The following is a 23,330-nucleotide window of genomic DNA, read 5'->3' as shown; positions in this document are numbered from 1 at the left end:
GCGTTCTCCAGGCAAGGAAAACGCGGCGCTCTTGTTGCGGATCCGCTTTTGGCGATGTTTACTCGCCGATGGCAGCCTTGTAGCCAGCCGCATCAAGCAGCTTGTCCAGATCGGCAGTGTTGCTTGGCTTGAGCTTGAAGATCCAGGCACCGTACGGGTCGGAGTTGAGCAGTTCCGGATTGGCGCTCAGCTCTTCGTTGATCGCAATCACTTCACCGGCAACCGGGGAGTAGATGTCGGACGCAGCTTTAACCGACTCAACCACGCCGGATTGATCACCAGCTGCAAAGACGTTTCCTACTTCAGTCAGCTCAACGAACACCACATCGCCCAAGGCTTCCTGAGCGTGATCGCTGATGCCCACAGTGACGGTGCCATCGGCTTCCAGACGGGCCCATTCGTGACTTTCGGCAAAACGCAGGTCGGCAGGGATATCGCTCATATTCTGTGTCCTCAAGAAAATTGTCAGCGGTCGTTGCCCGCCAGAAAAGGTTAAATCAAGGTTTTGCCATGGCGTACGAAGGTCGGTTTGACCACTCGGACCGGGTACCACTTGCCACGGATTTCCACTTCTGCGCGGTCGGCAGTCGCCATTGGCACGCGCGCCAGTGCAATCGACTTGCTAAGCGTAGGAGAGAAACTACCACTGGTGATCTCTCCTTCGCCAACATTGGCGATGCGGACCACCTGATGAGCGCGCAAAACCCCACGCTCCTCAAGGACCAGCCCCACCAGTTTGTGCTGCACGCCGCCTGCCCTTTCAGCTTCCAGAGCGCCCCGGCCGATGAACTGGCGAGAGGCCGGCTCCCAGGCAATGCTCCAGGCCATGTTCGAGGCCAGCGGCGAAACATCTTGATGAATGTCCTGACCGTACAGGTTCATGCCGGCTTCGACACGCAGCGTATCCCGTGCGCCAAGGCCAATCGGCGAGATGCCTGCACCCACCAGATCGTTGAAGAAACCTGGCGCCTGACTGGCCGGCAAAATGATTTCCAGACCGTCTTCGCCGGTGTAGCCGGTGCGCGCGATGAACCAGTCACCGTCAGGCTGGCCTTCGAACGGCTTGAGCAACTGGATCAGGTTGCCGCGAGACTGGGTGACCAGTTCGGAGATTTTGTGTCGGGCATGCGGGCCTTGAATGGCCAGCATCGCCAGCTCGGAGCGCTCGTTGAGCTGCACATCGAAGCCGTCGAGGTGCGCCTGCATCCACGCCAGGTCTTGATCGCGGGTGGAGGCGTTGACCACCAGGCGATAACCGTCCTCGAGGCGATAGACGATCATGTCGTCGACGATGCCGCCACGTTCATTGAGCATGGTGCTGTACAAGGCACGGCCGGGGCTGTGCAGGCGTTCGACGTCGTTGGCCAGCAAATGCTGGAGCCAGGCCTTGGCCTGCCCGCCGCTGACATCGATCACGGTCATGTGGGATACATCGAAAACCCCGCAATCGCGGCGCACCTGATGGTGTTCCTCGACCTGCGAGCCGTAATGCAGAGGCATATCCCAACCGCCAAAATCGACCATCTTCGCGCCGAGGGCGAGATGAAGGTCATACAGAGGCGTACGCTGTCCCATGGGTTTCTCCTTCCGGGCGTGGCGAAGGTGCGGGCCGGTACTGCACGGAGTGAACGCCTTGAAATAGAAGGCTTTCAGCCGATTTCAGCAACCGGGTCTGTAGGACGGACCGCACCGAATGCCGCGCATTGTAGCCTCAAGGTGTAGGACTGACACCTAGGTGTTTCGATGCGCTGAACGTCGAATCAATCCGATGACCGGTAACAGCCCGACCAAAACCAGGGTCAGCGCCGGCAATGACGCCCTCGCCCACTCGCCCTCGCTGGTCATTTCGAAGATGCGCACGGCCAGCGTATCCCAGCCAAACGGGCGCATCAGCAGGGTCGCGGGCATTTCCTTGAGCACATCGACGAACACCAGCAACGCAGCGCTCAATGTGCCGGGCAGCAATAACGGCAGATACACTTTGAAAAACAGTCGCGGACCACCGACCCCAAGGCTACGTGCCGCTTCGGGCAAAGATGGCCGTATACGCGCCAGGCTGTTTTCCAGCGGCCCGTAAGCCACCGCGATGAATCGCACCAGATAGGCCAGCAGCAAGGCCGACAGGCTGCCCAAAAGCAATGGCTTGCCGGCACCACCCAACCATCCCGACAGCGGTATCACCAGCTCGCGATCCAGATAACTGAACGCCAACATGATCGACACCGCCAACACCGAACCCGGCAACGCATAGCCGAGATTGGCCAGGCTGACACCGGAGCGGATCGCCCGGGTCGGCGCCAGGCGCCGGGCAAATGCCAGCACCAGCGCAACGCTGACAGTAATCAGCGCCGCCATGCCGCCCAGATACAAGGTGTGGACGATCAGGCCGGTGTAACGCTCATCCAGGTCGAAACGCCCGCGCTGCCAGAACCACACCACCAATTGCAGCACCGGGATCACGAAGGCGCAGGCAAACACCAGACCGCACCAACTCATCGCTGCCAGCGCTTTGAAGCCGCGCAGGTGATACAGCGCTTTGACTCGCGGTCGTTCATTGCTTGCGCGGTTGGCCCCGCGCGCGCGGCGCTCGCCGTACAGCACGACCATCACCACCAACAGCAACAGGCTGGCCAGTTGTGCGGCAGTCGAAAGACTGAAGAAGCCGTACCAGGTTTTGTAGATCGCCGTCGTGAATGTGTCGAAGTTGAACACCGACACCGCACCGAAATCCGCCAGGGTTTCCATCAGCGCCAACGCCACGCCCGCGCCGATGGCCGGGCGCGCCATCGGCAGCGCGACGCGCCAGAACGCCTGCCACGGCGATTGCCCCAGGACTCGCGCCGCTTCCATCAGGCCTTTGCCTTGAGCGAGAAATGCCGTGCGCGCCAGCAGGTAAACGTAGGGATAGAAGACCAGTACCAGAACGAGGATGACGCCGCCGGTCGAGCGGACTCGCGGCAGTCGCAGGCCCGTGCCGAACCATTCGCGCATCAACGTTTGAACGGGACCGGCAAAATCCAGCAATCCGACGAAAACAAACGCCAACACGTAGGCGGGAATCGCGAACGGCAGCATCAACGCCCAATCCAGCCAGCGCCGACCGGGGAACTCGCAGAGGCTGGTGAGCCAGGCGAGGCTGACACCCAGCAGCGTTACGCCGGCACCGACGCCAAGCACCAGGGTCAGCGTGTTGCCCAGCAGCCGCGGCATCTGCGTGTCCCAGAGGTGGGACCAGATTTGATGATCGATGGTTTGCCAGGAGAGCAACAGAACGCTGAGGGGCAGCAAGACCAGCGCAGCGATGGCGAAGACCAGGGGATACCAGCGGCGTTGGGCGGGGTGGGCCAAGGACAAGCTCTCAAGCGGATGGACGATACACAGAGGCCATTGTAGGAGCGAGCTTGCTCGCGATGAACGTCACGACACCGCGGACCGTCAGGCACCCCGCGTTATCGTTAACATTCATCGCGAGCAGGCTCGCTCCTACACGGTCAGCGGTGTCTGCACACAGGCGGGGCGCAGTATATCGACAGACTCAGTTCCAGCCAGCCCGATCCATCATGCGAATCGCTTCAGCCTGACGTTTGCCAGCGACTTCCACCGGCAAGGTATCGGCGACGAACTTGCCCCAGGCGGCGACTTCCGCGGACGGCGCCACCGTAGGGTTGGCCGGGAATTCCTGGTTCACATCAGCGAAGATCTTCTGCGCCTCAGGCGTGGTCATCCACTCCACCAGCGCCTTGGCCGCTTCCGGGTGCGGCGCGTGCTTGGTCAGGCCAATGCCCGAAAGATTGACGTGTACGCCTCGATCAGCCTGATTCGGCCAGAACAGCTTCACCGCCAGGTCAGGCTTCTGCTTGTGCAGACGGCCGTAGTAGTAAGTGTTGACGATGCCGACGTCGCACTGGCCGGCGTTGATTGCTTCCAATACCGCGACATCATCGGAGAACACGTCGGTGGACAGGTTGTTGACCCAGCCTTTGAGGATCTTCTCGGTTTTGTCGGCGCCATTCACTTCGATCATGGTGGCGGTCAGTGACTGGTTGTAGACCTTCTTCGCCGTACGCAGGCACAGGCGGCCTTCCCAGTTCTTGTCGGCCAGACCTTCGTAAGTGGTCAACTCGCCCGGTTTCACCCGGTCGGTGGAGTACGCGATGGTCCGCGCCCGCAGGCTCAGGCCGGTCCAGGCATGAGAAGCCGCACGGTATTGCGGTGGGATGTTGGTGTCGATGGTTTTCGAAGTGAAAGGTTGCAGGATGCCCATCTGCTCGGCTTGCCACAGGTTGCCGGCATCGACGGTCAGCAGCAGGTCGGCGGTGGCGTTTTCGCCCTCGGCCTTGATGCGCTGCATCAGCGGGGCTTCCTTGTCGGTGATGAACTTCACCTGTACGCCGGTTTTCGCGGTGTAGGCGTCGAACACCGGTTTGATCAGCTCGTCGATACGCGAGGAGTAAACCACCACCTCGTCAGCGGCCTGGGCGACGGTGCTGCCGATCAGGGTCAGGGCGAGTGCTGTCAGTAGACGCTTCGGTGCCAACATGGGAGCGATCTCTCAATTCGAAAAGTGAGACCAAATGATAAGGACTCACATTTACCTTCTCAATCGAACAGTTTGCGGAGGAGTTACCAGATGTTGCATGGCTAGGGATGTGTAGCGGATGTGTCGACGCCTTCGCGGGCAAGCCTCGCTCCTACAGGTTTTGTGTTGTACGCCAATGTCGCGATCAACTCGAAACCTGTAGGAGCGAGGCTTGCCCGCGAAGAGGCCATCAGCCCCAGCGAACATGTCAGGCCTTGGCCAGAGCCGGCAAATCCCCGGTCAACCCCAACGCCTCACGCACAAACAACGCCTTGGCCTCCGGCATCTGCTCGACGATCTTCAAACCGGTATTACGCAACCAGCGCACCGGCAGCGGATCTGCCTGGAACAAGCGCTCGAAGCCTTCCATCGCTGCCATCAACGCCAGGTTATGCGGCATGCGCCGACGCTCGTAACGGCTCAGCACTTTCGCATCCGCCAACCGCTCACCCCGTTCGGCCGCTTGCAGCAGCACTTCAGCCAGGACCGCGGCATCCAGGAAACCGAGGTTCACCCCCTGCCCGGCCAACGGGTGAATGGTGTGCGCCGCGTCGCCGATCAGCGCCAGGCCTTCGGCCACATACCGCTTGGCATGACGCTGGCGCAGCGGCACGCACAGACGTGGGTCGGCGCTCAGCACCGTGCCGAGCCGGCCTTCAAAGGCGCGTTCCAGTTCGAGGCAAAACGCTGTGTCGTCCAGCGCCATCAGCCGTTCGGCTTCGCTCGGCGTGGTCGACCAGACGATCGAACACCAATCCTGCTGACCGTCGCGTTCCAGTGGCAGAAACGCCAAGGGACCGTTGTCGGTGAAGCGCTGCCAGGCCGTCATTTGATGAGGCCTGGTGCTGCGCACACTGGTGACGATCGCGTGGTGCAGATAATCCCACTCGCGCGTGGCCACCCCGGCCAGGCGCCGAACCGCCGAGTTGGCACCATCCGCCGCAATCACCAGCGGCGCACGCAAGGTGCGGCCATCGGCGAGCGTCAGCAGCCAGTCATCGCCGGAGCGGCGCATCTGCTCCAGGCGCGCATTGGCCAGCATCCCGAGGTCGCAGTTGTGCAAACGGTCGAGCAAGGCGTCCTGAACCACGCGGTTCTCAACGATATGCCCGAGCACCTCGGCATGCACGCTGGCGGCGGAAAAGTGGATCTGCCCGGTGCCGCTGCCGTCCCAGACGTGCATGTCTGTGTAGGGGCTGCTGCGCCGGCTGGCAATGCCGTCCCACACGCCGAGGCGTTCAAGAATCCGCTGGCTGGCCGCCGACAACGCGCTCACGCGCGGTTCGAACGGCGCTTGCCCGTCGAAGGGTTTGACGCTCATCGGGCTGCCGTCCAGCAGCAGGACTTCCAGCCCGCTGTCCTGTAACGCCAGCGCCAGGGCGCTGCCGACCATTCCGGCCCCGACAATCAGCAGATCTGCGCGCATGTCCATGCTTTAAGCCTGTCTCGCTTGCGGCTTGAGCCGCACGTAAAGGGTTTTCTGGACCCGCGCCACCAAGGTGCCGGCGCCGTCGTGGATATCGACCTGCAATTGCGGCAGGTATTTTTCGCCGTTCGCCGTTTGCCGGCGGACCTCGTCGAGCAAGGTCTCGTCGACCCTGAAGTTGGCGAACACCGGGCCTTTGCCCGGCGAGATGAAATCGATGTCTGCCGTTTTGTCCCAGACGATGTAATTGCGCCCGAGGTTTTCCATCAGCATCAGCATGTAGAACGGATCGACCATCGAATACAGGCTGCCACCGAACTGCGTGCCGACGTAATTGCGGTTGTACCTGCCCAGGCCCATGGACACGGTGATGTCCCGAAAATCATCGCTGATGTGCCGCACGCGAACCCCGGCGCCCAGGTACGGCGGGTAGAAGGTCATGATCCAACGCATCAACCGCGCTTTGCCGAACCTGCTCGTCAGCCACTTACGCATCGGGACGCGTACCCAGGCCCATGGCCTGTCGGGCGAACCAGCGCTTGGCCGGCGGCAGCAGATCGAGGCCGAGCAGGCCAATGTTGCGGCCCAGCGAAACCAGCGGTTGAGTGCTGCCGAACAACCGCGTGACCTGATCGGAGAAGCCCACGGTCAGGTTCTGATCCATCCGCTGGCGTTCGCGGTAAGCCTGCAAGGTCGCGAAATCGCCGAGCGAGGTCTCGCTCGCCAGCAGCGCATCCGCCAACGCTTGCGCATCACGCAGCGACAGGTTGAAACCCTGGCCGGCAATGGGGTGCAGGCTGTGGGCGGCGTTGCCGAGGATCGCCAGATGCGGACGCACCTGCTCTTCGGCTTCGATCAGCGTCAACGGATAAAGATGCCGTGCACCGACCTGTTTCAACGTGCCGAGGCGGTAACCGAACACGCCCTGCAATTCGCTGAGGAAACTGCGTTCATCCAGGGCCGCAAGCCGTTGCGCGTCCATGCCCAGACGGGTCCAGACCAATGCGCAACGATTTTCCGGCAACGGCAACAACGCCATCGGACCGTCGTCGGTGAAACGCTCGAACGCCATGCCGTTGTGCGCTTCGCTCGGGGTAATGTTGGCGATCAGCGCGCTCTGGTTGTACGGGCGCTTTTTGATGCCGATCCCCAGTTGCTCGCGCAGACCGGAACGGCCGCCATCAGCGAGCACTGCGAGGTCGCACTCCAGCATTGTTTCGTCGCTGAGGGTCAGGCGATAGCCGTCGGTCAGCGGTTCCATGCGCGTGACTTCCGCCGGGCAGCGCCAGGTGACCACGTCCTTGTCCAGACCTTGCCAGAGGCATTGGCCGAGCCAGGCGTTTTCCACCACATAACCCAGCGCCGGCACGCCCTCTTCCATCGCCGACAAGCGCGCGGTGGAGAAACGGCCACGGTCGGAAACGTGAATCTGCTTGATCGGCTCGGCACGGCGGGAGATTTCCTGCCACACGCCCAACCGTTGATAAATCTGTTTGGCACCGTAGGACAACGCCGAAGAACGGGCGTCGTAGCTCGGTTGATAGGTGTGGCCGGGGGCAAACGGTTCGATCAGCACGATCTTCCAGCCGCGCGCCTTGGCTCCGGCCTGCAAGGCCAGCGCCAGGCTGGCACCGACCAGGCCGCCACCGATAATTGCCAGATTGACTCGACTCATGCTGCTTTTGTCCGCGCTTGCGCCATCAAGGCTTCAATCTCGGCGACCGTTTTCGGCACGCCATTGGTCAGGATTTCACAGCCGGTTTTGGTGACCACGACGTCGTCCTCGATGCGCACGCCAATGCCGCGCCATTTCTTCGCTACGTTCTGGTTGTCCGGGGCGATGTAGATCCCCGGTTCCACGGTCAGCGCCATGCCGACTTCCAGCACGCGCCATTCGCCGCCGACCTTGTACTCGCCGACGTCATGCACATCCATGCCCAGCCAGTGGCCGGCGCGGTGCATGTAAAACGCTTTATAGGCTTCGCTGGCGATCAGTTCGTCGACGTTGCCCTGCAACAGGCCCAACTTCACAAGACCGGTGGTAATCACCCGGACCGTGGCTTCGTGCGCCTGATTCCAGTGTTTGTTCGGGGCGATTTCGGCAAAGGCTGCTTCCTGTGAAGCCAGCACCAACTCGTAGATCGCCTTCTGTTCCGCTGAATACTTGCCGTTGACCGGCCAGGTGCGCGTGATGTCGCTGGCGTAGCAGTCGATCTCGCAACCAGCGTCGATCAGCACCAGATCGCCGTCCTTGAGCACCGCGTCATTCTGCTGGTAATGCAGGATGCAGCTGTTGCGCCCCGCCGCGACGATCGAACCATACGCCGGCATCTTCGCCCCGCCCTTGCGGAACTCGTAATCAAGCTCGGCTTCAAGGCTGTACTCATGCAACCCGGCCCGGCTGGCCTGCATCGCACGAATATGCGCCTGAGCGGAAATCCGCGCGGCTTCGCGCATCACCTTCACTTCTGCCGCCGATTTATACAGGCGCATGTCGTGCAGCAGATGATCCAGCGCAACGTATTCGTTCGGCGGCTGAGCGCCGAGGTGCGCCTTGGAACGGATCACGTTGATCCATTCCATCAGGTGGCGATCGAATTCCGGGTTGCTGCCCATGGCCGAATACACCCGGTCGCGCCCTTCGATCAGGCCCGGCAGGATGTCGTCGATGTCAGTGATGGGGAAAGCGTCGTCGGCACCGAAGTCGCGGATCGCGCCTTCCTGACCGGCGCGCAGGCCGTCCCAGAGTTCTCGCTCGGCGTTGCGCTCACGGCAAAACAGTAGGTATTCGCCATGCTCACGACCCGGCATCAGCACGATAACGGCTTGAGGCTCGGGGAAACCGCTGAGGTACTGGAAGTCGCTGTCCTGGCGGTAAACATGCTCGACGTCGCGGTTGCGGATGGCGACCGCGGCGGCGGGCAGAATCGCGATGCTGTTGGGTTCCATCTGCGCCATCAAGGCCTTGCGGCGACGGCTGTATTCCGATTTCGGGATATGAATCATGGGCAGATGGCTTTTCCTGGCTCGCGATTAATGCAACGACGGTTTGGCGGCAGCCGGCGCGTCTGGCTTACGGGTTTCGGAGAACAGCAGCAGCGGCGCGACACGCAGGTACTCCATGACTTCCATGTAGTCGCTTTCGCCGTCGTCGGACTCTTCCAGCGCGTCTTGCACCTGGGAAATCGCCGCCAGATCCTGCAACACTTCGGTGGCCTCGGTGCTGAGCATGCTGCTGTCGCGGCAGTTCAGGCCGAAACCGCTGAGGAAGCCCTGGCACCATTGGCCCAGTGCGGCGGCACGGTCAGCCAGCGGCGCGTCATCGGTCGGCAGCAGCAGAACGACGGTCACGTCGTCGCCGGTGAGTTCGCCCTTGACCATCTCTTGCAGGCCGATCAAGGCATTGCGAACGTTGTCTTGCGGCTCGCCTTCGAGCAGCTCGGCGGCATCGATCAGCCACTCTTCTGCATTGAAACCGGCACCGGCGCAACTGCGACCGAGCAGCAGGCCATGCAGTTCGGCAGGCGAGACGTTGTGACCGCTGGAAGTCAGCAGGGTGGCGAAGGCTTGGTACGGAGAATTCTGAATGGGCATGGGCAGCTAGGCGCCAGACGGCGCTATGTCTAGAATGAAGGCCTTGTATCCTACATCGACTACCCCTGTAGGAGCGAGCTTGCTCGCGATGAACCCGAGAACGCCGCTGGGTGTCAGGGACCCAGCGTTATCGTTGGCGACCATCGCGAGCAAGCTCGCTCCTACGGTTCAACACCCATCAGACATTTCAGTGGACACAATGGAAGACACCGACCTGCAAGCGCTGATGGCCAGACTCGAACTGCTAATTGATCGAGTCGAGCAACTTAAGAGTCAAAATGGACTCCTACTAGCTCAGGAAAAAACCTGGCGCGAGGAACGCGCTCACCTCATTGAAAAGAACGAAATCGCCCGGCGTAAGGTCGAATCGATGATTTCGCGCCTCAAGGCCCTGGAGCAAGACTCATGAGTTCAAGCAATAGCGTCACCGTGCAGATCCTCGACAAAGAATATTCGATCATTTGCCCCCAGGAAGAGCGCAGCAACCTGGTGAGCGCCGCCCGTTACCTGGACGGCAAGATGCGCGAGATCCGCAGTAGCGGCAAAGTCATCGGCGCCGATCGCATCGCCGTGATGGCCGCGCTGAACATCACGCACGACCTTCTGCACAAGGAAGAGCGGCCGGATGTACAGGTCAGCGGTTCGACCCGCGAGCAGGTGCGCGACCTGCTGGATCGCGTCGATCTGGTGCTCGCCACCGATCCAGACGTCACCAAGGGCTGATTCGTCCGACCGCTTGGGTTATACTCGCAACACTCCCTGGGGTGCTTGCCAGTTGACCACGTCCCTGAGCCGATTCGCACTACCCTGGAGGCTGCACGTTGGGCTGGTGTGCATGTCCGCTAGACGGAAAGCCTTAAAGCCTACTGCATCTTCCACCTTGAACTTTCGGGTTCAAGGGCTAAGTCAGCAGCGGTTCATCCGGGGAGCCTGATTCCAGTCCGATGCCGGTTTAAACACCGGCATCGGCTTTTTTACGGGTACGCTTTGTGTACCCGCACTGCCGAAGCCCGAATCCATGACCGAACCTGCGCTGCTGCCCCGCCCGCAACTTCGACGCATGCTGCGCAAGGCCCGCCGCGCACTGACAGCCAGTCAGCAGCGCCAGGCCGCTCGCGGGCTGTACAAGCAATTGGCCCAGCAGCCGTTGTTTCGCCGCGCCAAACATATCTCGCTCTATTTACCTACCGACGGTGAAATCGATCCGCGCCTGTTGCTGCGAGCCGCACAACGTCGGGGTAAGGCGACTTACCTGCCGGTGCTCAGTGCCTGGCCGCGAACCAAAATGGTGTTCCAGCGGATTCGCCCCGGCGAAAAGCTCCAACCCAATCGCTTCCGTATTCTCGAACCCAGGCACAACCTCGCCCGACAACGCAAAGTCTGGGCGCTCGATCTGGTGCTGTTGCCGCTCGTGGGATTCGACGATGTCGGTGGCCGACTCGGCATGGGTGGTGGTTTCTACGACCGGAGCCTGGCGTATCTGGCGCGGAGGAAAAACTGGCGCAAGCCGACGCTATTGGGGCTGGCCCATGAATGTCAGAAGGTCGGAAGACTGGCTCAGGCGAGCTGGGATGTGCCGTTGCAAGGAACGGTTACAGACAAGGCGTGGTATTTCGCAGACTAGACGCCACTCGAATCAGCGGCGTCGAAAAGACAGGTTCAGCGCTTGAAGGCTGACGGCTGTTGTTGCTGCGCGATTTCAATCGGCGCATCGGTCTTGTTGCTCCACAAGCTTTGGGCATAGCCAGTGGTCACGACGCCAAGGCCGAACAAAATAACCAAAATCCATAGTAAATCCGGTTTGCGTTTCATCGATTGCCCCCCAAAGGCACATCAATACGATGACAGCAGCGGTTTCCGTTGTAGGTGTAGGCCGTGCAGCAGCGTCAAGCTTAGAAGGCCGGCATTTTGCGACAACGTGAACCGACACGCAAACGCTGGCGTCAACCGACCGTCGGTTTGTCATAAAATCGCCCGACAACTTGTCCACCTGACTCGCAAGGAGCAAAAACCATGGCCTATTGGCTGATGAAATCCGAGCCCGACGAGCTCTCGATCAAAGGTCTGGAGAAGCTCGGCAAAGCGCGCTGGGATGGGGTTCGCAACTATCAGGCGCGTAACTTTTTGCGTGCGATGGCGGTCGGCGACGAGTTCTTCTTCTATCACTCCAGCTGCCCGGAGCCCGGGATTGCCGGGATCGGGAAGATTGTCGAAGCGGCGTATCCGGACCCAACGGCGCTGGAGCCGGAGAGTCATTATTACGACCCGAAGGCCAGCGCCGAGAAAAACGCCTGGAGCGCGATTGATGTCGCGCATGTGGAGACGTTTTCCAGGGTGTTGAAGCTGGATTATTTGAAGCAGCAGACGGCGTTGGCGGAGATGCCGTTGGTGCAGAAGGGTTCGCGGTTGTCGGTGATGCCTGTGACGGCCGAGCAGTGGGCGGCGGTGATTGCACTGCGCTGACACGCTTTTTGTAGGAGCCGGCTTGCTGGCGATAGCGATGTAACAATCAATATGGATGTTGAATGTTAAACCGCTATCGCCAGCAAGCCGGCTCCTACAAATCCAGCATTACTGGATAATCAGGTTGTTGAACAACAAATCCTCAACCACCGGTTTGCCGGTTTCATCGTTCATGATTTGCTGGGTCTGCTTCAACGCTTCCTGACGCAGCTTTTCCTTCCCCTCGATGCTGTTCATCGCCTCGGTGGTTTGCTGGGTGAACAACGCCACCAGTTGATTGCGAATCAACGGTTCATTGGCCTTCACCTGTTTGGCCGCCTCATCACCGGTGACCCGCAACGCCACGTCAGCCTTGAAGACCTTCAACTTCGCCGTGCCATCCAACCCGTAGTTGCCCACGAATGGCGGGCTCAGGGTGAGGTAGCTGACTTTCGGGGCTTCACCTTCTTTGGCGGCTTCTTCAGCCACTGCTGCCACAGGCAGAGACAGGGCCAGCAACAACATGATCCACGCTTTCACAATTCGCTCCTTATCCGGTTTGCGGCCTAGCATAACGACCCGCCGCGCAAGCACAAGCTTATGGCTGACTATCAGGGCGGGGCATGCTCGTTGACCCGTCGACTCACACACCTACACTTATCGGCCATCACTCCCAAAGGAATAGCCCTGATGAAAGCCGTGCTGTGCAAAGCCTTCGGCCCTGCCGAATCGCTGGTGCTGGAAGACGTCGCCAGTCCTGTCGCGAAGAAGAATGAAATCCTGCTGGACGTGCACGCCGCCGGGGTGAATTTCCCGGACACGCTGATCATCGAGGGCAAATACCAGTTCAAGCCGCCCTTCCCGTTTTCGCCGGGCGGCGAAGCGGCTGGCGTGGTCAGCGCAGTGGGCGAAAAAGTCAGCCACCTGAAAGTCGGCGATCGGGTCATGGCCCTCACCGGTTGGGGCAGTTTCGCCGAACAGGTCGCGGTGCCAGGCTACAACGTGCTGCCGATCCCGACCTCCATGGACTTCAACACCGCTGCCGCGTTCAGCATGACTTACGGCACCTCGATGCACGCGCTCAAGCAACGCGGCAACCTGCAACCGGGTGAAACCCTGCTGGTGCTCGGTGCTTCTGGCGGTGTCGGCCTGGCCGCCGTGGAAATCGGCAAAGCCATGGGCGCCCGCGTGATTGCTGCCGCCAGCAGTGCCGAAAAACTGGCCGTGGCCAAGGCTGCCGGCGCCGATGAACTGATCAACTACACCGAAACCAGCCTCAAGGACGAAATCAAACGCCTGACCGATGGCCAGGGTGCAGACGTGATCTACGACCCGGTCGGCGGCGACCTGTTCGACCAGGCCATCCGCGCCATCGCCTGGAACGGCCGGTTGCTGGTGGTCGGTTTCGCCAGCGGCCGCATTCCGGAACTGCCGGTCAACCTCGCACTGCTCAAGGGTGCAGCAGTAGTCGGCGTGTTCTGGGGCTCCTTCGCCCAGCGCCAACCGCAGGACAACGCGGCGAACTTCCAGCAATTGTTTGGCTGGTTCGCCGAGGGCAAGTTGAAGCCGCTGGTGTCGCAGGTGTACCCGCTGAGCAACGCGGCGCAGGCGATCAATGATCTTGGCCAGCGCAAGGCGGTCGGGAAAGTGGTGGTGCAGGTTCGCTGAGTCGCCGCAGGATACAAAAAGGCCAGAACAACTGATGAGGTTGTTCTGGCCTTTTCGTTTACATGACCAGCAGAAAGATAGCGCTCCATACTTTTCGTCAAAGCAACTCGCGAATTTCCTTCGGAAGAAAATGCACGTACCGGGTCGCTTGATGCGTATTACAACGCCTCACAATAGAAGGCACGCTCTTGTTGAGCTTGGCGATGAGCGCCAGACGCTTCTCCTCTGGCAATTGCGTCGGCGAAAGGGAGTGGGTCAGATAGCTGCGGGTCCAGTTGAACACCGGCATGTCCACCCACGAGTAATCTTCAATCTTCAGTGCTGCCTTGGCGAGCTCACCGCAGGTCAACTGTTTCAATTCTTCGTTGGCATGGATGGGTATATCGCTGTCCAGCCTGAAAGACATTGGCACAACAACTTCGATCTCTGGCGGCCTGTCACTGGTGATACCCCATGATTTGAATCGCCACCGACTCACCGCTGCGAGTGATGCGTCTACCAGTTCAGCGTGAGCTTTGCCCGGAGCCGCCATCACCTTGCTAACTGATCCATTGGCGTGAACGGTAAAACTGATCCGAACATCCCCCGTGATACCGGCTCGAGAAAGTGTTTTTGGGTACTTCGGCTTTGGATTGTCCCCAGGGATCAGGAGCATCGCCTCAGCGCTGACACTGCTGGAAACCACAAATAAAAAAGCCCACACAAACCACCGCATAACCCCTCCCCTTCACCACTGAAAAGCCAAATCTGGCAACAGCACAAAGGTTAAGGCTCGGTGATTGTTTACATAACGCCATGGCTTCCTGTTCAAGCGAAGGACGTTTCCCAAAGCCCCGCCCTACGCCAGGCATCGCTGCGTCATAAAAGGTTGTGAGGTAACAATTCCCACAGCGCCCTTCACTTATACCTGAGCGACATGTTCGTAAAAGAACATGCAATCTCCAACATTTCCGCTGTTTGGTCGATGTGAACCAGTGCTATTTTCGGTAACGAAACTGTAACATTCGCATCCGCAGTCAAAACAAGAAATCTGGAGCTCTTGAATGTTTGCTTTCTTTCGTCCTGCCGCACATCAGGCTCCATTGCCTGAAGAAAAAATAGACAGCGCCTACCGACGGCATCGCTGGCAGATCTTCGCCGGCATATTCATCGGCTATGCGGGTTACTACCTGCTGCGCAAAAACTTCTCCCTGGCCATGCCCTATCTGATCGAAGAGGGCTATACCCGCGGTGAGCTGGGCCTGGCGTTGTCGGCGATTGCTATCGCCTACGGCTTGTCCAAGTTCCTGATGGGCATTGTTTCCGACCGTTCCAACCCACGCTTCTTCCTGCCGTTCGGCTTGCTGGTTTCGGCTGGCGTGATGTTCATTTTCGGTTTTGCGCCCTGGGCCACGTCCAGCGTGACCATCATGTTCATCCTGCTGTTTATCAACGGATGGGCACAGGGCATGGGGTGGCCGCCGAGTGGCCGGACCATGGTCCACTGGTGGTCGCAGAAGGAACGCGGGGGCGTGGTGTCCTTGTGGAACGTGGCGCACAACGTCGGTGGTGGTTTGATCGGCCCGCTGTTCCTGCTCGGCATGGGCCTGTTCAATGACTGGCACGCGGCGTTTTACGTGCCGGCGGCAGTGGCCATGGCCGTGGCGGTGTTTGCCTTCGCCACCATGCGCGACACGCCACAATCGGTTGGCCTGCCGCCGATCGAGAAGTACAAGAACGACTACCCGGAAGGCTACGACGCCAGTCACGAAGAAGAATTCAGCGCCAAGGAAATCTTCGTCAAATACGTACTGCGCAACAAAATGCTCTGGTACATCGCCATGGCTAACGTCTTTGTCTACCTGCTGCGTTACGGCGTGCTGGACTGGGCACCGACCTACCTCAAGGAAGCCAAAGGTTTCAGCGTGGACAAAACCTCGTGGGCCTATTTCCTTTACGAGTGGGCAGGTATTCCCGGGACGCTTCTGTGCGGCTGGATGTCGGACAAGATCTTCCGTGGCAACCGTGGCCTGACCGGCATGGTGTTCATGGCGTTGGTGACTGTAGCGACGCTGGTTTACTGGCTCAACCCGGCCGGCAACCCGACGGTCGACATGATCGCGCTGATCTCGATTGGTTTCCTGATCTACGGCCCGGTGATGCTGATCGGTTTGCAAGCGCTGGAACTGGCGCCGAAGAAAGCCGCCGGTACGGCAGCGGGCTTCACGGGTCTGTTCGGTTACCTGGGTGGTTCAGTCGCGGCCAGTGCAGCCATGGGCTACACCGTGGACCATTTCGGCTGGGACGGCGGTTTCGTCTTGCTGATCGGCGCGTGCCTGCTGGCAATGGCCTTCCTTGCGCCAACCTTGTGGCACAAGCAGGTCGCCAGTCAGACCCGCGAAGCCATCGCCTGATCGACCTTTGATTTGCAGCGCTTGAGCCGCGCCTCCAGATTCCGGTCTGGCATGGCGTGGCTACGCAGGGCGTTGGCGGTCTGCTCGACATAATCGCGAGTGGTGCCGTAACGCCCGCAAGCGTTTTCGAACACGTGGCTCAGCACATGGTCCGGCAGGTTGCCGGCATAGCTGGGCAGGTGTCGCTCCAACACGAATCCCAACGCCTGAACCTGATTGCCATCTTCGAGACGGCAGTTCAACCAGTGTGGGCGATAAGAAGGGAATGGCATTTCGCGCTGCCACAAGGCATACAGCGACGCTTCGAGTTGTTCTTCGGGCAAGCGATAAGCGAAGCCGCTGCAAGAGCCGCCGCGGTCCAGGCCAAATACCAGCCCCGGTACTTCCGGCGTACCGCGATGTTCGTGGGACCACAGGTACAAACCGCGATGGTAGCCATGCACCCGGCCGCGAACCCGTTCAACCGCCGCGCACTCAGGGCGCCAGATCAGCGAGCCGTAAGCGAACAGCCAGACCGGCCCACCCTTGTGGCGCGCCATGGTCAACTGCATCGAGCTGAGCAATTGTTCGTGCGTCAGCTGCGGCCCCAGATCGAGCCGCGGAGGGTAAGCCAGATTCATAAAAGCAGATTCAATGGCGCTCATGGCGAATAGCGTTCAGCTCCCCGCGGGTGATGAATTACTTAATAGAACGCACCGCTGTAACAATAAGGCACATATGTTTTAAGGCAATTTAAGTGCCACGGCACAGTTCTTAATTAATTGCCTGGATGCGATATAACCTACCGGTATTTATATAAATTTATAAATACCGATCGGCTATATATGAAGTTATATGTAGGAGCGCGCATGCTCGCGATGGAGGCAGGGACAACGCGTTCATGATGCTGCAGCGCGTTATCGTTGACCGCCATCACGAGCAGGCTCGCTCCTACAGGGGAAGCGTCATCCTCTGGGTGCGTAGGCAAACACATCGGCGCGCATCTGATGGGCATCCATCCCGGCGTTGACCAACGCGTCCAGCGTCCCGTAGACCATCGCCGGTGAGCCGCTGGCGTATACATGCAGCGCTTTCAGATCCGGAAAATCTTCGCACACCGCCTCATGCAACATCCCGCAGCGCCCCTTCCAGCCACATTGATCGCTGACGACTTTATGCAGGAACAGATTCGGCAGTTTCTGCCATTCGTCCCAATGCTCAATCTCATAAAAGTCTTCAGGGCGGCGCACGCCCCAGTACAGGTGTACCGGATGCTTGAAGCCCGACGCCCGGCAATGTTCGATCAGGCTATGGATCTGGCCCATGCCGGTGCCCGCAGCGATCAGCACCAGCGGACCGTCCGGCAACTCTGCCAGATGGGTATCGCCGAAGGGCATTTCGATCCGCACCATCGGATTGCGTTGCAGTTGCTCGATCAGGCTCAGCGCACTGCTTTCGCGCGCCAGTACGTGAATTTGCAGATCACGCCCCGCATGCGGTGCCGAGGCCAGGGAAAATGCGGATTTTTCGCCGTTCTCACGCTCGATCATCAAATACTGACCAGCGTGATAACGCGGTGGCTTACCGGCCGGCGCGCGAAAGCTCACGCGCCAGGTATCGCCGCCGACATCCTTGCACTCAATGACCTGACACGAGACGCTGCGCACCGGCAATTCTCCCAGCGCGAGCACGCCATCCCACAGCACAATGCAGTCTTCCAGCGGCTCTGCTATGCAAGTGTAGAACTCGCCATGGTCGCGCACACCACCGGCCTGCTCGACTCGTCCTTCCACCAGCAGCGCGGCGCACACATGGCAATTGCCGTTGCGACAGCTTTGCGGGCATTCATAGCCCAGGCGGCGTGCGCCATCGAGAATCCGCTCGCCGGGCAGTATCTCTAGCACTGCTCCGGAGGGCTGCAAAGTTACACGCATCAATCTATTCCTAACTGATTCCAGATGGCATCGATCCGTTGGGTGACGGCTTCATCCTTGACGATTACCCGGCCCCACTCGCGTGTGGTTTCACCGGGCCATTTATGCGTGGCATCGAGTCCCATTTTCGAACCCAGGCCGGACACCGGCGAGGCAAAGTCGAGGTAGTCGATCGGCGTGTTGTCGATCATCACTGTGTCGCGCTTGGGGTCCATGCGCGTGGTGATGGCCCAGATCACGTCGTTCCAGTCCCGTGCGTTGATATCGTCGTCAGTGACGATAACGAACTTGGTGTACATGAACTGTCGCAAAAACGACCAGACACCGAGCATTACCCGCTTGGCATGACCGGGATACGACTTCTTCATGGTCACGATGGCCATGCGGTACGAGCAGCCTTCGGGCGGCAGGTAGAAGTCGGTGATTTCCGGGAACTGCTTCTGCAGGATCGGCACGAACACTTCGTTCAGCGCGACACCGAGAATCGCCGGCTCATCCGGCGGACGACCGGTGTAGGTGCTGTGGTAGATCGGTTTGATCCGGTGGGTAATGCGCTCGACGGTAAACACCGGGAAGCTGTCGACTTCGTTGTAATAACCGGTGTGGTCGCCGTACGGACCTTCGTCGGCCATTTCGCCCGGATGGATCACGCCTTCAAGGATGATCTCGGCGGTGGCCGGCACTTGCAGATCGTTGCCGCGGCACTTCACCAGTTCGGTGCGATTACCACGCAGCAAACCGGCGAAAGCGTATTCGGAAAGGCTGTCCGGCACAGGCGTCACAGCGCCGAGGATGGTCGCCGGGTCAGCGCCGAGCGCCACGGACACCGGGAACGGCTGGCCCGGATGCTTCTCGCACCACTCGCGGTAATCCAGCGCACCGCCACGGTGGCTGAGCCAACGCATGATGACCTTGTTGCGGCCGATCACTTGCTGGCGGTAGATGCCGAGATTCTGCCGGTCCTTGTTCGGGCCTTTAGTGACGGTCAGCCCCCAGGTGATCAGCGGGCCGACGTCGCCCGGCCAGCAGGTCTGCACCGGCAGCATCGCGAGGTCGACGTCGTCGCCCTCGATGACCACTTCCTGGCACACCGCGTCTTTGACGACTTTGGGTGCCATGGAGATGATCTTGCGGAAGATCGGCAGCTTCGACCAAGCGTCCTTCAGGCCTTTCGGCGGCTCGGGTTCCTTGAGGAACGCCAGCAGCTTGCCGATCTCGCGCAGTTCGCTCACCGCTTCTGCGCCCATGCCCAGCGCAACACGCTCGGGGGTGCCGAACAGATTGCCGAGGACGGGAATGTCATAGCCCGTCGGGTTCTCGAAAAGCAGGGCCGGACCTTTGGCACGCAAGGTGCGGTCACAGACCTCGGTCATTTCGAGCACCGGGGACACCGGAACCTGGATGCGCTTGAGTTCGCCGCGCTGTTCCAGGCCGCTGATAAAGTCGCGCAAGTCGCGATACTGCATGCGTGAGCCTCGTGTTGGCCGTGGCGTTCGGGGGCTGGCAGTTTAGCGCCGAACCCCTCTGTTCAGAACAACGAAGTGCCGTTCATCAAAAATCAGATAGCAAAAAGCCGGGTTTCCCCGGCTTTTGCTGGTCTATCGACTTACTTGCGTTTCATCGACAGGAAGAACTCATCGTTGGTCTTGGTCGTTTTCAGCTTGTCGACCAGGAACTCGATGGCAGCGATCTCGTCCATCGGGTGCAGCAACTTGCGCAGGATCCACATGCGCTGCAACTCGTCGTCGGCCGTCAGCAACTCTTCGCGGCGGGTGCCGGAACGGTTGATGTTGATGGCCGGGAAGACGCGTTTTTCAGCGATACGACGATCCAGCGGCAGTTCCATGTTGCCCGTGCCTTTGAATTCTTCGTAGATCACTTCGTCCATCTTCGAGCCGGTTTCAACCAGCGCGGTGGCGATGATGGTCAGCGAACCGCCTTCTTCGATGTTCCGCGCGGCGCCGAAGAAACGTTTCGGTTTCTCCAGGGCGTGAGCATCGACACCACCGGTGAGCACTTTGCCGGAGCTCGGGATCACGGTGTTGTAGGCGCGAGCCAGACGGGTGATGGAGTCGAGCAGGATCACCACGTCTTTTTTGTGTTCGACCAGGCGCTTGGCCTTCTCGATCACCATTTCGGCAACCTGCACGTGGCGGGTTGGCGGCTCGTCGAACGTCGAGGCAACCACTTCGCCGCGCACGGTGCGCTGCATTTCGGTTACTTCTTCCGGACGCTCGTCGATCAGCAATACGATCAGATGAACTTCAGGGTTGTTACGTGCGATGTTCGCCGCGATGTTCTGCAGCATGATCGTTTTACCGGCTTTCGGCGGTGCAACGATCAGACCGCGCTGGCCTTTACCGATCGGGGCGCACAGGTCGATGACACGACCGGTCAAGTCTTCGGTGGAACCGTTGCCGGCTTCCATCTTCATGCGCACAGTCGGGAACAGCGGGGTCAGGTTCTCGAAGAGAATCTTGTTTTTCGCGTTCTCAGGACGATCGTAGTTGATCGTGTCGACCTTGAGCAGCGCGAAATAACGCTCGCCTTCCTTTGGAGGGCGGATCTTGCCAACGATGGTGTCACCGGTGCGCAAGTTGAAACGGCGGATCTGGCTCGGCGAGACGTAGATATCGTCCGGGCCGGCGAGATAGGAAGCGTCAGCGGAGCGCAGGAAGCCGAAGCCGTCCTGGAGAATCTCCAGCACGCCATCACCGGAGATTTCCTCGCCGCTTTTAGCGTGCTTCTTGAGCAGGGAGAAAATCACGTCCTGCTTGCGCGAACGGGCCATATTTTCTATGCCCATCTGTTCGGCCAATTCGAGCAGTTCGGTAATCGGCTTTTGCTTGAGTTCAGTCAGATTCATATAGGAATGACGTAATCATTTATGGAGGGGGGGAAATTAAGCTTTTGGCTTAATGAGGCCGCGCCGCGGAGAAGGCGACAGGATCGCGTACTTATTCGAAAAGGAGTGCGTCGGCGACGGCTAGCAGGGGGCAGTGGAGAAACCAGTGCGGGGCCGAATGTAACACCTGAGTTTCGGAGCGTCTAGCCCTCAATAACGAAAAAGCCCCGCAATATGCGGGGCCTTTTTTCGGACACTTTACAAACGACGCTTAGATGTTGGCGTCGAGGAAAGCAGCCAGTTGCGACTTCGACAGTGCGCCGACCTTGGTCGCTTCAACGTTGCCGTTCTTGAACAGCATCAGGGTCGGGATACCACGCACGCCGTGCTTGGCCGGGGTTTCCTGGTTTTCGTCGATGTTCAGTTTGGCAACGGTCAGCTTGCCTTTGTAGGTTTCAGCAATCTCGTCCAGAACAGGAGCGATCATTTTGCAAGGGCCGCACCACTCAGCCCAGTAGTCGACCAGTACAGCGCCTTCGGCCTTGAGTACGTCGGCCTCGAAGCTAGCGTCGCTAACGTGTTTGATAAGATCGCTGCTCATGGAAGTCTCCAGGTTGTAAGCAAAAAAACGTGGCCCATCATAGCCGCCCTTCCCTCGTTCAGGAAGGTGCAGATGATTGAGTCTCACTATGGTGGTGCATGAGTTTGGGTATAGCTCAAGTCAGGATGTGGCGGGAGCGACGAAGGCAATTCCGGTGCGCAGGGCAGCGTTGCGCACATGTTCGTGCATGGCCTTCTGCGCCGCGCCGGACGAGCGCCGGGCCAGTGCACGGAGGATTTTGCGGTGCTCGTGCCAGGTTTCCATGGCCCGTTCGGCCCGGATGAACGGTAGCTTCTGGCTCTCCAGGAAAATGTCGGCGCTGGCCGTCAGGATGCTCAGCATCGCCTGATTACCGCTGGCCAGCAGGATGCGCCGGTGAAACTCGAAGTCCAGGCGCGCCGCCGCCTCGAAGTCGCCAACTTTCAATTCAGTGCGCATCGCAGCGACGTTGTCCTCCAAAGCATCGAGCTCATCGGTGCTCAACGTCACGGCGGCCAGCCCGGCGGCAAAACCTTCCAGGGCGTAGCGCAACTGGAAGATATCCAGCGGCGATGCCTGTGCCGCGAACGGCCAGCTCAGCGCCGCATCCTGGCGAGGCAAGTCCACCGGCGCCTGCACGAAAACGCCTTTGCCTGGCTGAATACTGATCACGCCCAAGGCACTCAGCGACGACAACGCTTCGCGCAACGACGCCCGACTGACCCCCAATTGCACCGCCAGATCCCGCTGCGAAGGCAAGGCATCCCCCGGCCCGAAACCTTGTTCGGCGATCAGTTTGCGGATGGCTTGCAGCGCCACTTCAGGTACAGCTCGGGAAATCGAATTCATGGTTTTCGGACGAACCAGGCGAATGAGCGGCTAGTTTTAAAGCTATTCGCGGCGCCCGGCAAGTCGTGCCCCACCGGGGTTCGGTAATGGCCGACGATGCGCTATCAGAGTGCGAAACACAGACCTACTGTTCAGACCAGTAAGACCGAACAACACCAGTAAAACCGTGGCCTGGCACGGCAAAAACCCAATGTTGGCATGGCCCGTGCTCTGTCGATCCGCAGAAATCATTCCTCGCCGATCCGGAGATTTGCCATGACCCTGCGTTACAGCGCCCTCCTCGCCTCCCTGTTCGCCAGCCTGCTGCTGAGCCAGGTGCCCGCCCACGCCGACGGTCTGGAGGATGTGGTCAAACGCGGCGTCCTCAAGGTTGCCGTGCCTCAGGACTTCCCGCCATTCGGCTCGGTCGGCCCGGACATGAAACCCCGCGGCCTCGATATCGACACCGCGAAACTGCTGGCCGACCAACTCAAGGTCAAGCTTGAACTGACGCCGGTCAACAGCACCAACCGCATCCCGTTCCTGACCACCGGCAAGGTCGACCTGGTGATCTCCAGCCTCGGCAAGAACCCCGAGCGCGAGAAAGTCATCGACTTCTCCAGCGCCTACGCGCCGTTCTACCTCGCGGTGTTCGGCCCGCCGGATGCCGCCATCAAAGGCCTGGACGACCTCAAGGGCAAAACCATCAGCGTCACCCGTGGCGCCATCGAAGACATCGAACTGACCAAAGTCGCCCCCGAAGGCGTCACCATCAAGCGCTTTGAAGACAACAACTCGACCATCGCAGCCTACCTCGCCGGACAGGTTGACCTGATCGCCAGCGGCAACGTGGTGATGGTCGCGATCAGCGAGAAAAGCCCGAAACGCGTACCCGCGCTGAAAGTGAAGCTCAAGGATTCGCCGGTCTACGTCGGCGTAAACAAGAACGAGCCGGCGTTGCTGGGCAAGGTCAACCAGATCCTCGCCACCGCCAAGACTGACGGCGCGCTGGAAAAAAACTCACAGACCTGGCTGAAAGAGCCGCTGCCGGCCGATCTCTGA

The 23,330-nt window shown here is 59.9% G+C and carries 25 protein-coding genes and 1 other RNA gene; 8 read left to right on the top strand and 18 right to left on the bottom strand.

What is annotated here, in order from left to right:
• Nucleotides 1-58: 58 nt before the first annotated feature.
• From gcvH to IB246_RS06380, 9 genes are all read right to left on the bottom strand, one after another.
• Nucleotides 59-442 carry a glycine cleavage system protein GcvH gene (gene gcvH / locus IB246_RS06420; protein ID WP_008040704.1) on the bottom strand — a complete coding sequence of 128 codons (384 nt, stop codon included), beginning with the start codon at nt 440-442 and terminating at the stop codon, nt 59-61.
• 50 nt (nt 443-492) lie between these two features.
• The gene (gcvT, locus tag IB246_RS06415) at nt 493-1,575 is read right to left on the bottom strand and encodes a glycine cleavage system aminomethyltransferase GcvT (RefSeq protein ID WP_008040703.1); all 1,083 of its coding nucleotides are present in this window, start codon (nt 1,573-1,575) and stop codon (nt 493-495) included.
• A gap of 156 nt (nt 1,576-1,731) precedes the next feature.
• Nucleotides 1,732-3,348 carry an ABC transporter permease gene (locus IB246_RS06410; RefSeq protein ID WP_008024249.1) on the bottom strand — a complete coding sequence of 539 codons (1,617 nt, stop codon included), beginning with the start codon at nt 3,346-3,348 and terminating at the stop codon, nt 1,732-1,734.
• A 187-nt stretch (nt 3,349-3,535) separates the two neighbouring features.
• On the bottom strand, nt 3,536-4,540 hold the full coding sequence (locus IB246_RS06405) for an extracellular solute-binding protein (RefSeq protein WP_008040702.1): 1,005 nt from the start codon (nt 4,538-4,540) through the stop codon (nt 3,536-3,538).
• 247 nt (nt 4,541-4,787) lie between these two features.
• Complete coding sequence (locus IB246_RS06400; protein WP_177318182.1) at nt 4,788-6,005, bottom strand: 2-octaprenyl-3-methyl-6-methoxy-1,4-benzoquinol hydroxylase; 1,218 nt, start codon at nt 6,003-6,005, stop codon at nt 4,788-4,790.
• Nucleotides 6,006-6,014: 9 nt separating this feature from the next.
• The gene (locus tag IB246_RS06395) at nt 6,015-6,500 is read right to left on the bottom strand and encodes a DUF4442 domain-containing protein (RefSeq protein WP_008040698.1); all 486 of its coding nucleotides are present in this window, start codon (nt 6,498-6,500) and stop codon (nt 6,015-6,017) included.
• Nucleotides 6,493-7,680, bottom strand: a complete 1,188-nt coding sequence (gene ubiH / locus IB246_RS06390) for a 2-octaprenyl-6-methoxyphenyl hydroxylase (RefSeq protein ID WP_008024259.1) — start codon at nt 7,678-7,680, stop codon at nt 6,493-6,495. Before ubiH ends, IB246_RS06395 begins: the two co-directional genes overlap by 8 nt.
• Entirely contained in the window at nt 7,677-9,011 is a 1,335-nt protein-coding gene (pepP, locus tag IB246_RS06385; RefSeq protein WP_008040694.1) for a Xaa-Pro aminopeptidase, read from the bottom strand. Before pepP ends, ubiH begins: the two co-directional genes overlap by 4 nt.
• Nucleotides 9,012-9,038: 27 nt before the next feature.
• Entirely contained in the window at nt 9,039-9,599 is a 561-nt protein-coding gene (locus IB246_RS06380; protein ID WP_008024262.1) for a YecA family protein, read from the bottom strand.
• Between the two features lie 199 nt (nt 9,600-9,798).
• On the opposite strand from IB246_RS06380, the gene IB246_RS06375 reads away from it, so the two are divergent.
• The 4 genes from IB246_RS06375 to IB246_RS06360 all read left to right on the top strand — a co-directional run bounded on the left by IB246_RS06375 (nt 9,799) and on the right by IB246_RS06360 (nt 11,223).
• Entirely contained in the window at nt 9,799-10,008 is a 210-nt protein-coding gene (locus IB246_RS06375) for a TIGR02449 family protein (protein WP_003177365.1), read from the top strand.
• Nucleotides 10,005-10,322 carry a cell division protein ZapA gene (locus tag IB246_RS06370; RefSeq protein ID WP_008024266.1) on the top strand — a complete coding sequence of 106 codons (318 nt, stop codon included), beginning with the start codon at nt 10,005-10,007 and terminating at the stop codon, nt 10,320-10,322. The genes IB246_RS06375 and IB246_RS06370 overlap by 4 nt, the downstream gene beginning before the upstream one ends.
• Before the next feature lie 30 nt (nt 10,323-10,352).
• Nucleotides 10,353-10,531: non-coding RNA, 6S RNA (ssrS, locus tag IB246_RS06365), on the top strand.
• Nucleotides 10,532-10,617: 86 nt separating this feature from the next.
• Nucleotides 10,618-11,223, top strand: a complete 606-nt coding sequence (locus tag IB246_RS06360) for a 5-formyltetrahydrofolate cyclo-ligase (RefSeq protein ID WP_008024267.1) — start codon at nt 10,618-10,620, stop codon at nt 11,221-11,223.
• Nucleotides 11,224-11,258: 35 nt separating this feature from the next.
• Here the strand turns inward: IB246_RS06360 and IB246_RS06355 are convergent, their stop codons facing one another.
• Complete coding sequence (locus tag IB246_RS06355; RefSeq protein ID WP_008024268.1) at nt 11,259-11,411, bottom strand: hypothetical protein; 153 nt, start codon at nt 11,409-11,411, stop codon at nt 11,259-11,261.
• A gap of 201 nt (nt 11,412-11,612) precedes the next feature.
• On the opposite strand from IB246_RS06355, the gene IB246_RS06350 reads away from it, so the two are divergent.
• Complete coding sequence (locus IB246_RS06350) at nt 11,613-12,062, top strand: EVE domain-containing protein (protein WP_008024269.1); 450 nt, start codon at nt 11,613-11,615, stop codon at nt 12,060-12,062.
• A gap of 108 nt (nt 12,063-12,170) precedes the next feature.
• Here IB246_RS06350 and IB246_RS06345 read toward each other — a convergent pair whose 3' ends face one another.
• The gene (locus IB246_RS06345) at nt 12,171-12,581 is read right to left on the bottom strand and encodes a flagellar basal body-associated protein FliL (protein ID WP_032832554.1); all 411 of its coding nucleotides are present in this window, start codon (nt 12,579-12,581) and stop codon (nt 12,171-12,173) included.
• Between the two features lie 150 nt (nt 12,582-12,731).
• Between IB246_RS06345 and IB246_RS06340 the strand changes: the two genes are divergently transcribed.
• Nucleotides 12,732-13,709: an NADPH:quinone oxidoreductase family protein gene (locus IB246_RS06340; protein WP_008024273.1), complete on the top strand. Its 978-nt coding sequence runs from the start codon at nt 12,732-12,734 to the stop codon at nt 13,707-13,709.
• Nucleotides 13,710-13,806: 97 nt separating this feature from the next.
• Here IB246_RS06340 and IB246_RS06335 read toward each other — a convergent pair whose 3' ends face one another.
• Complete coding sequence (locus IB246_RS06335; RefSeq protein WP_008040687.1) at nt 13,807-14,424, bottom strand: energy transducer TonB; 618 nt, start codon at nt 14,422-14,424, stop codon at nt 13,807-13,809.
• Nucleotides 14,425-14,752: 328 nt separating this feature from the next.
• Here IB246_RS06335 and glpT point away from each other — a divergent pair, with 328 nt between their 5' ends.
• Nucleotides 14,753-16,102, top strand: a complete 1,350-nt coding sequence (gene glpT / locus IB246_RS06330; RefSeq protein WP_008024279.1) for a glycerol-3-phosphate transporter — start codon at nt 14,753-14,755, stop codon at nt 16,100-16,102.
• Here glpT and IB246_RS06325 read toward each other — a convergent pair.
• The 6 genes from IB246_RS06325 to IB246_RS06300 form a co-directional block, all read right to left on the bottom strand.
• Complete coding sequence (locus IB246_RS06325; protein ID WP_008040686.1) at nt 16,078-16,746, bottom strand: gamma-glutamylcyclotransferase; 669 nt, start codon at nt 16,744-16,746, stop codon at nt 16,078-16,080. The two genes, glpT and IB246_RS06325, sit on opposite strands and share 25 nt — an antisense overlap.
• 300 nt (nt 16,747-17,046) lie before the next feature.
• Nucleotides 17,047-18,015, bottom strand: coding sequence for a CDP-6-deoxy-delta-3,4-glucoseen reductase (locus IB246_RS06320; protein WP_008040685.1), 969 nt, complete (start codon nt 18,013-18,015; stop codon nt 17,047-17,049).
• On the bottom strand, nt 18,015-19,481 hold the full coding sequence (gene ubiD, locus IB246_RS06315) for a 4-hydroxy-3-polyprenylbenzoate decarboxylase (RefSeq protein ID WP_008040678.1): 1,467 nt from the start codon (nt 19,479-19,481) through the stop codon (nt 18,015-18,017). Before ubiD ends, IB246_RS06320 begins: the two co-directional genes overlap by 1 nt.
• 140 nt (nt 19,482-19,621) lie before the next feature.
• On the bottom strand, nt 19,622-20,881 hold the full coding sequence (gene rho, locus IB246_RS06310; RefSeq protein ID WP_007942421.1) for a transcription termination factor Rho: 1,260 nt from the start codon (nt 20,879-20,881) through the stop codon (nt 19,622-19,624).
• A gap of 250 nt (nt 20,882-21,131) precedes the next feature.
• Nucleotides 21,132-21,461 (bottom strand): thioredoxin TrxA, encoded by a 330-nt coding sequence (trxA, locus tag IB246_RS06305; protein WP_003206727.1) that lies wholly within the window; start codon nt 21,459-21,461, stop codon nt 21,132-21,134.
• A gap of 120 nt (nt 21,462-21,581) precedes the next feature.
• Nucleotides 21,582-22,289, bottom strand: a complete 708-nt coding sequence (locus IB246_RS06300) for a FadR/GntR family transcriptional regulator (protein WP_008040677.1) — start codon at nt 22,287-22,289, stop codon at nt 21,582-21,584.
• 255 nt (nt 22,290-22,544) lie between these two features.
• Here IB246_RS06300 and IB246_RS06295 point away from each other — a divergent pair, with 255 nt between their 5' ends.
• Nucleotides 22,545-23,330 (top strand): transporter substrate-binding domain-containing protein, encoded by a 786-nt coding sequence (locus tag IB246_RS06295; RefSeq protein WP_008024289.1) that lies wholly within the window; start codon nt 22,545-22,547, stop codon nt 23,328-23,330.

The sequence above is a fragment of the Pseudomonas sp. PDM01 genome, from assembly GCF_014852325.1.
GTDB lineage: Bacteria > Pseudomonadota > Gammaproteobacteria > Pseudomonadales > Pseudomonadaceae > Aquipseudomonas > Aquipseudomonas migulae.
The sequence above is the reverse complement of the archived record's forward strand: the minus strand, read 5'-3'. Positions and strand labels throughout refer to the sequence as shown.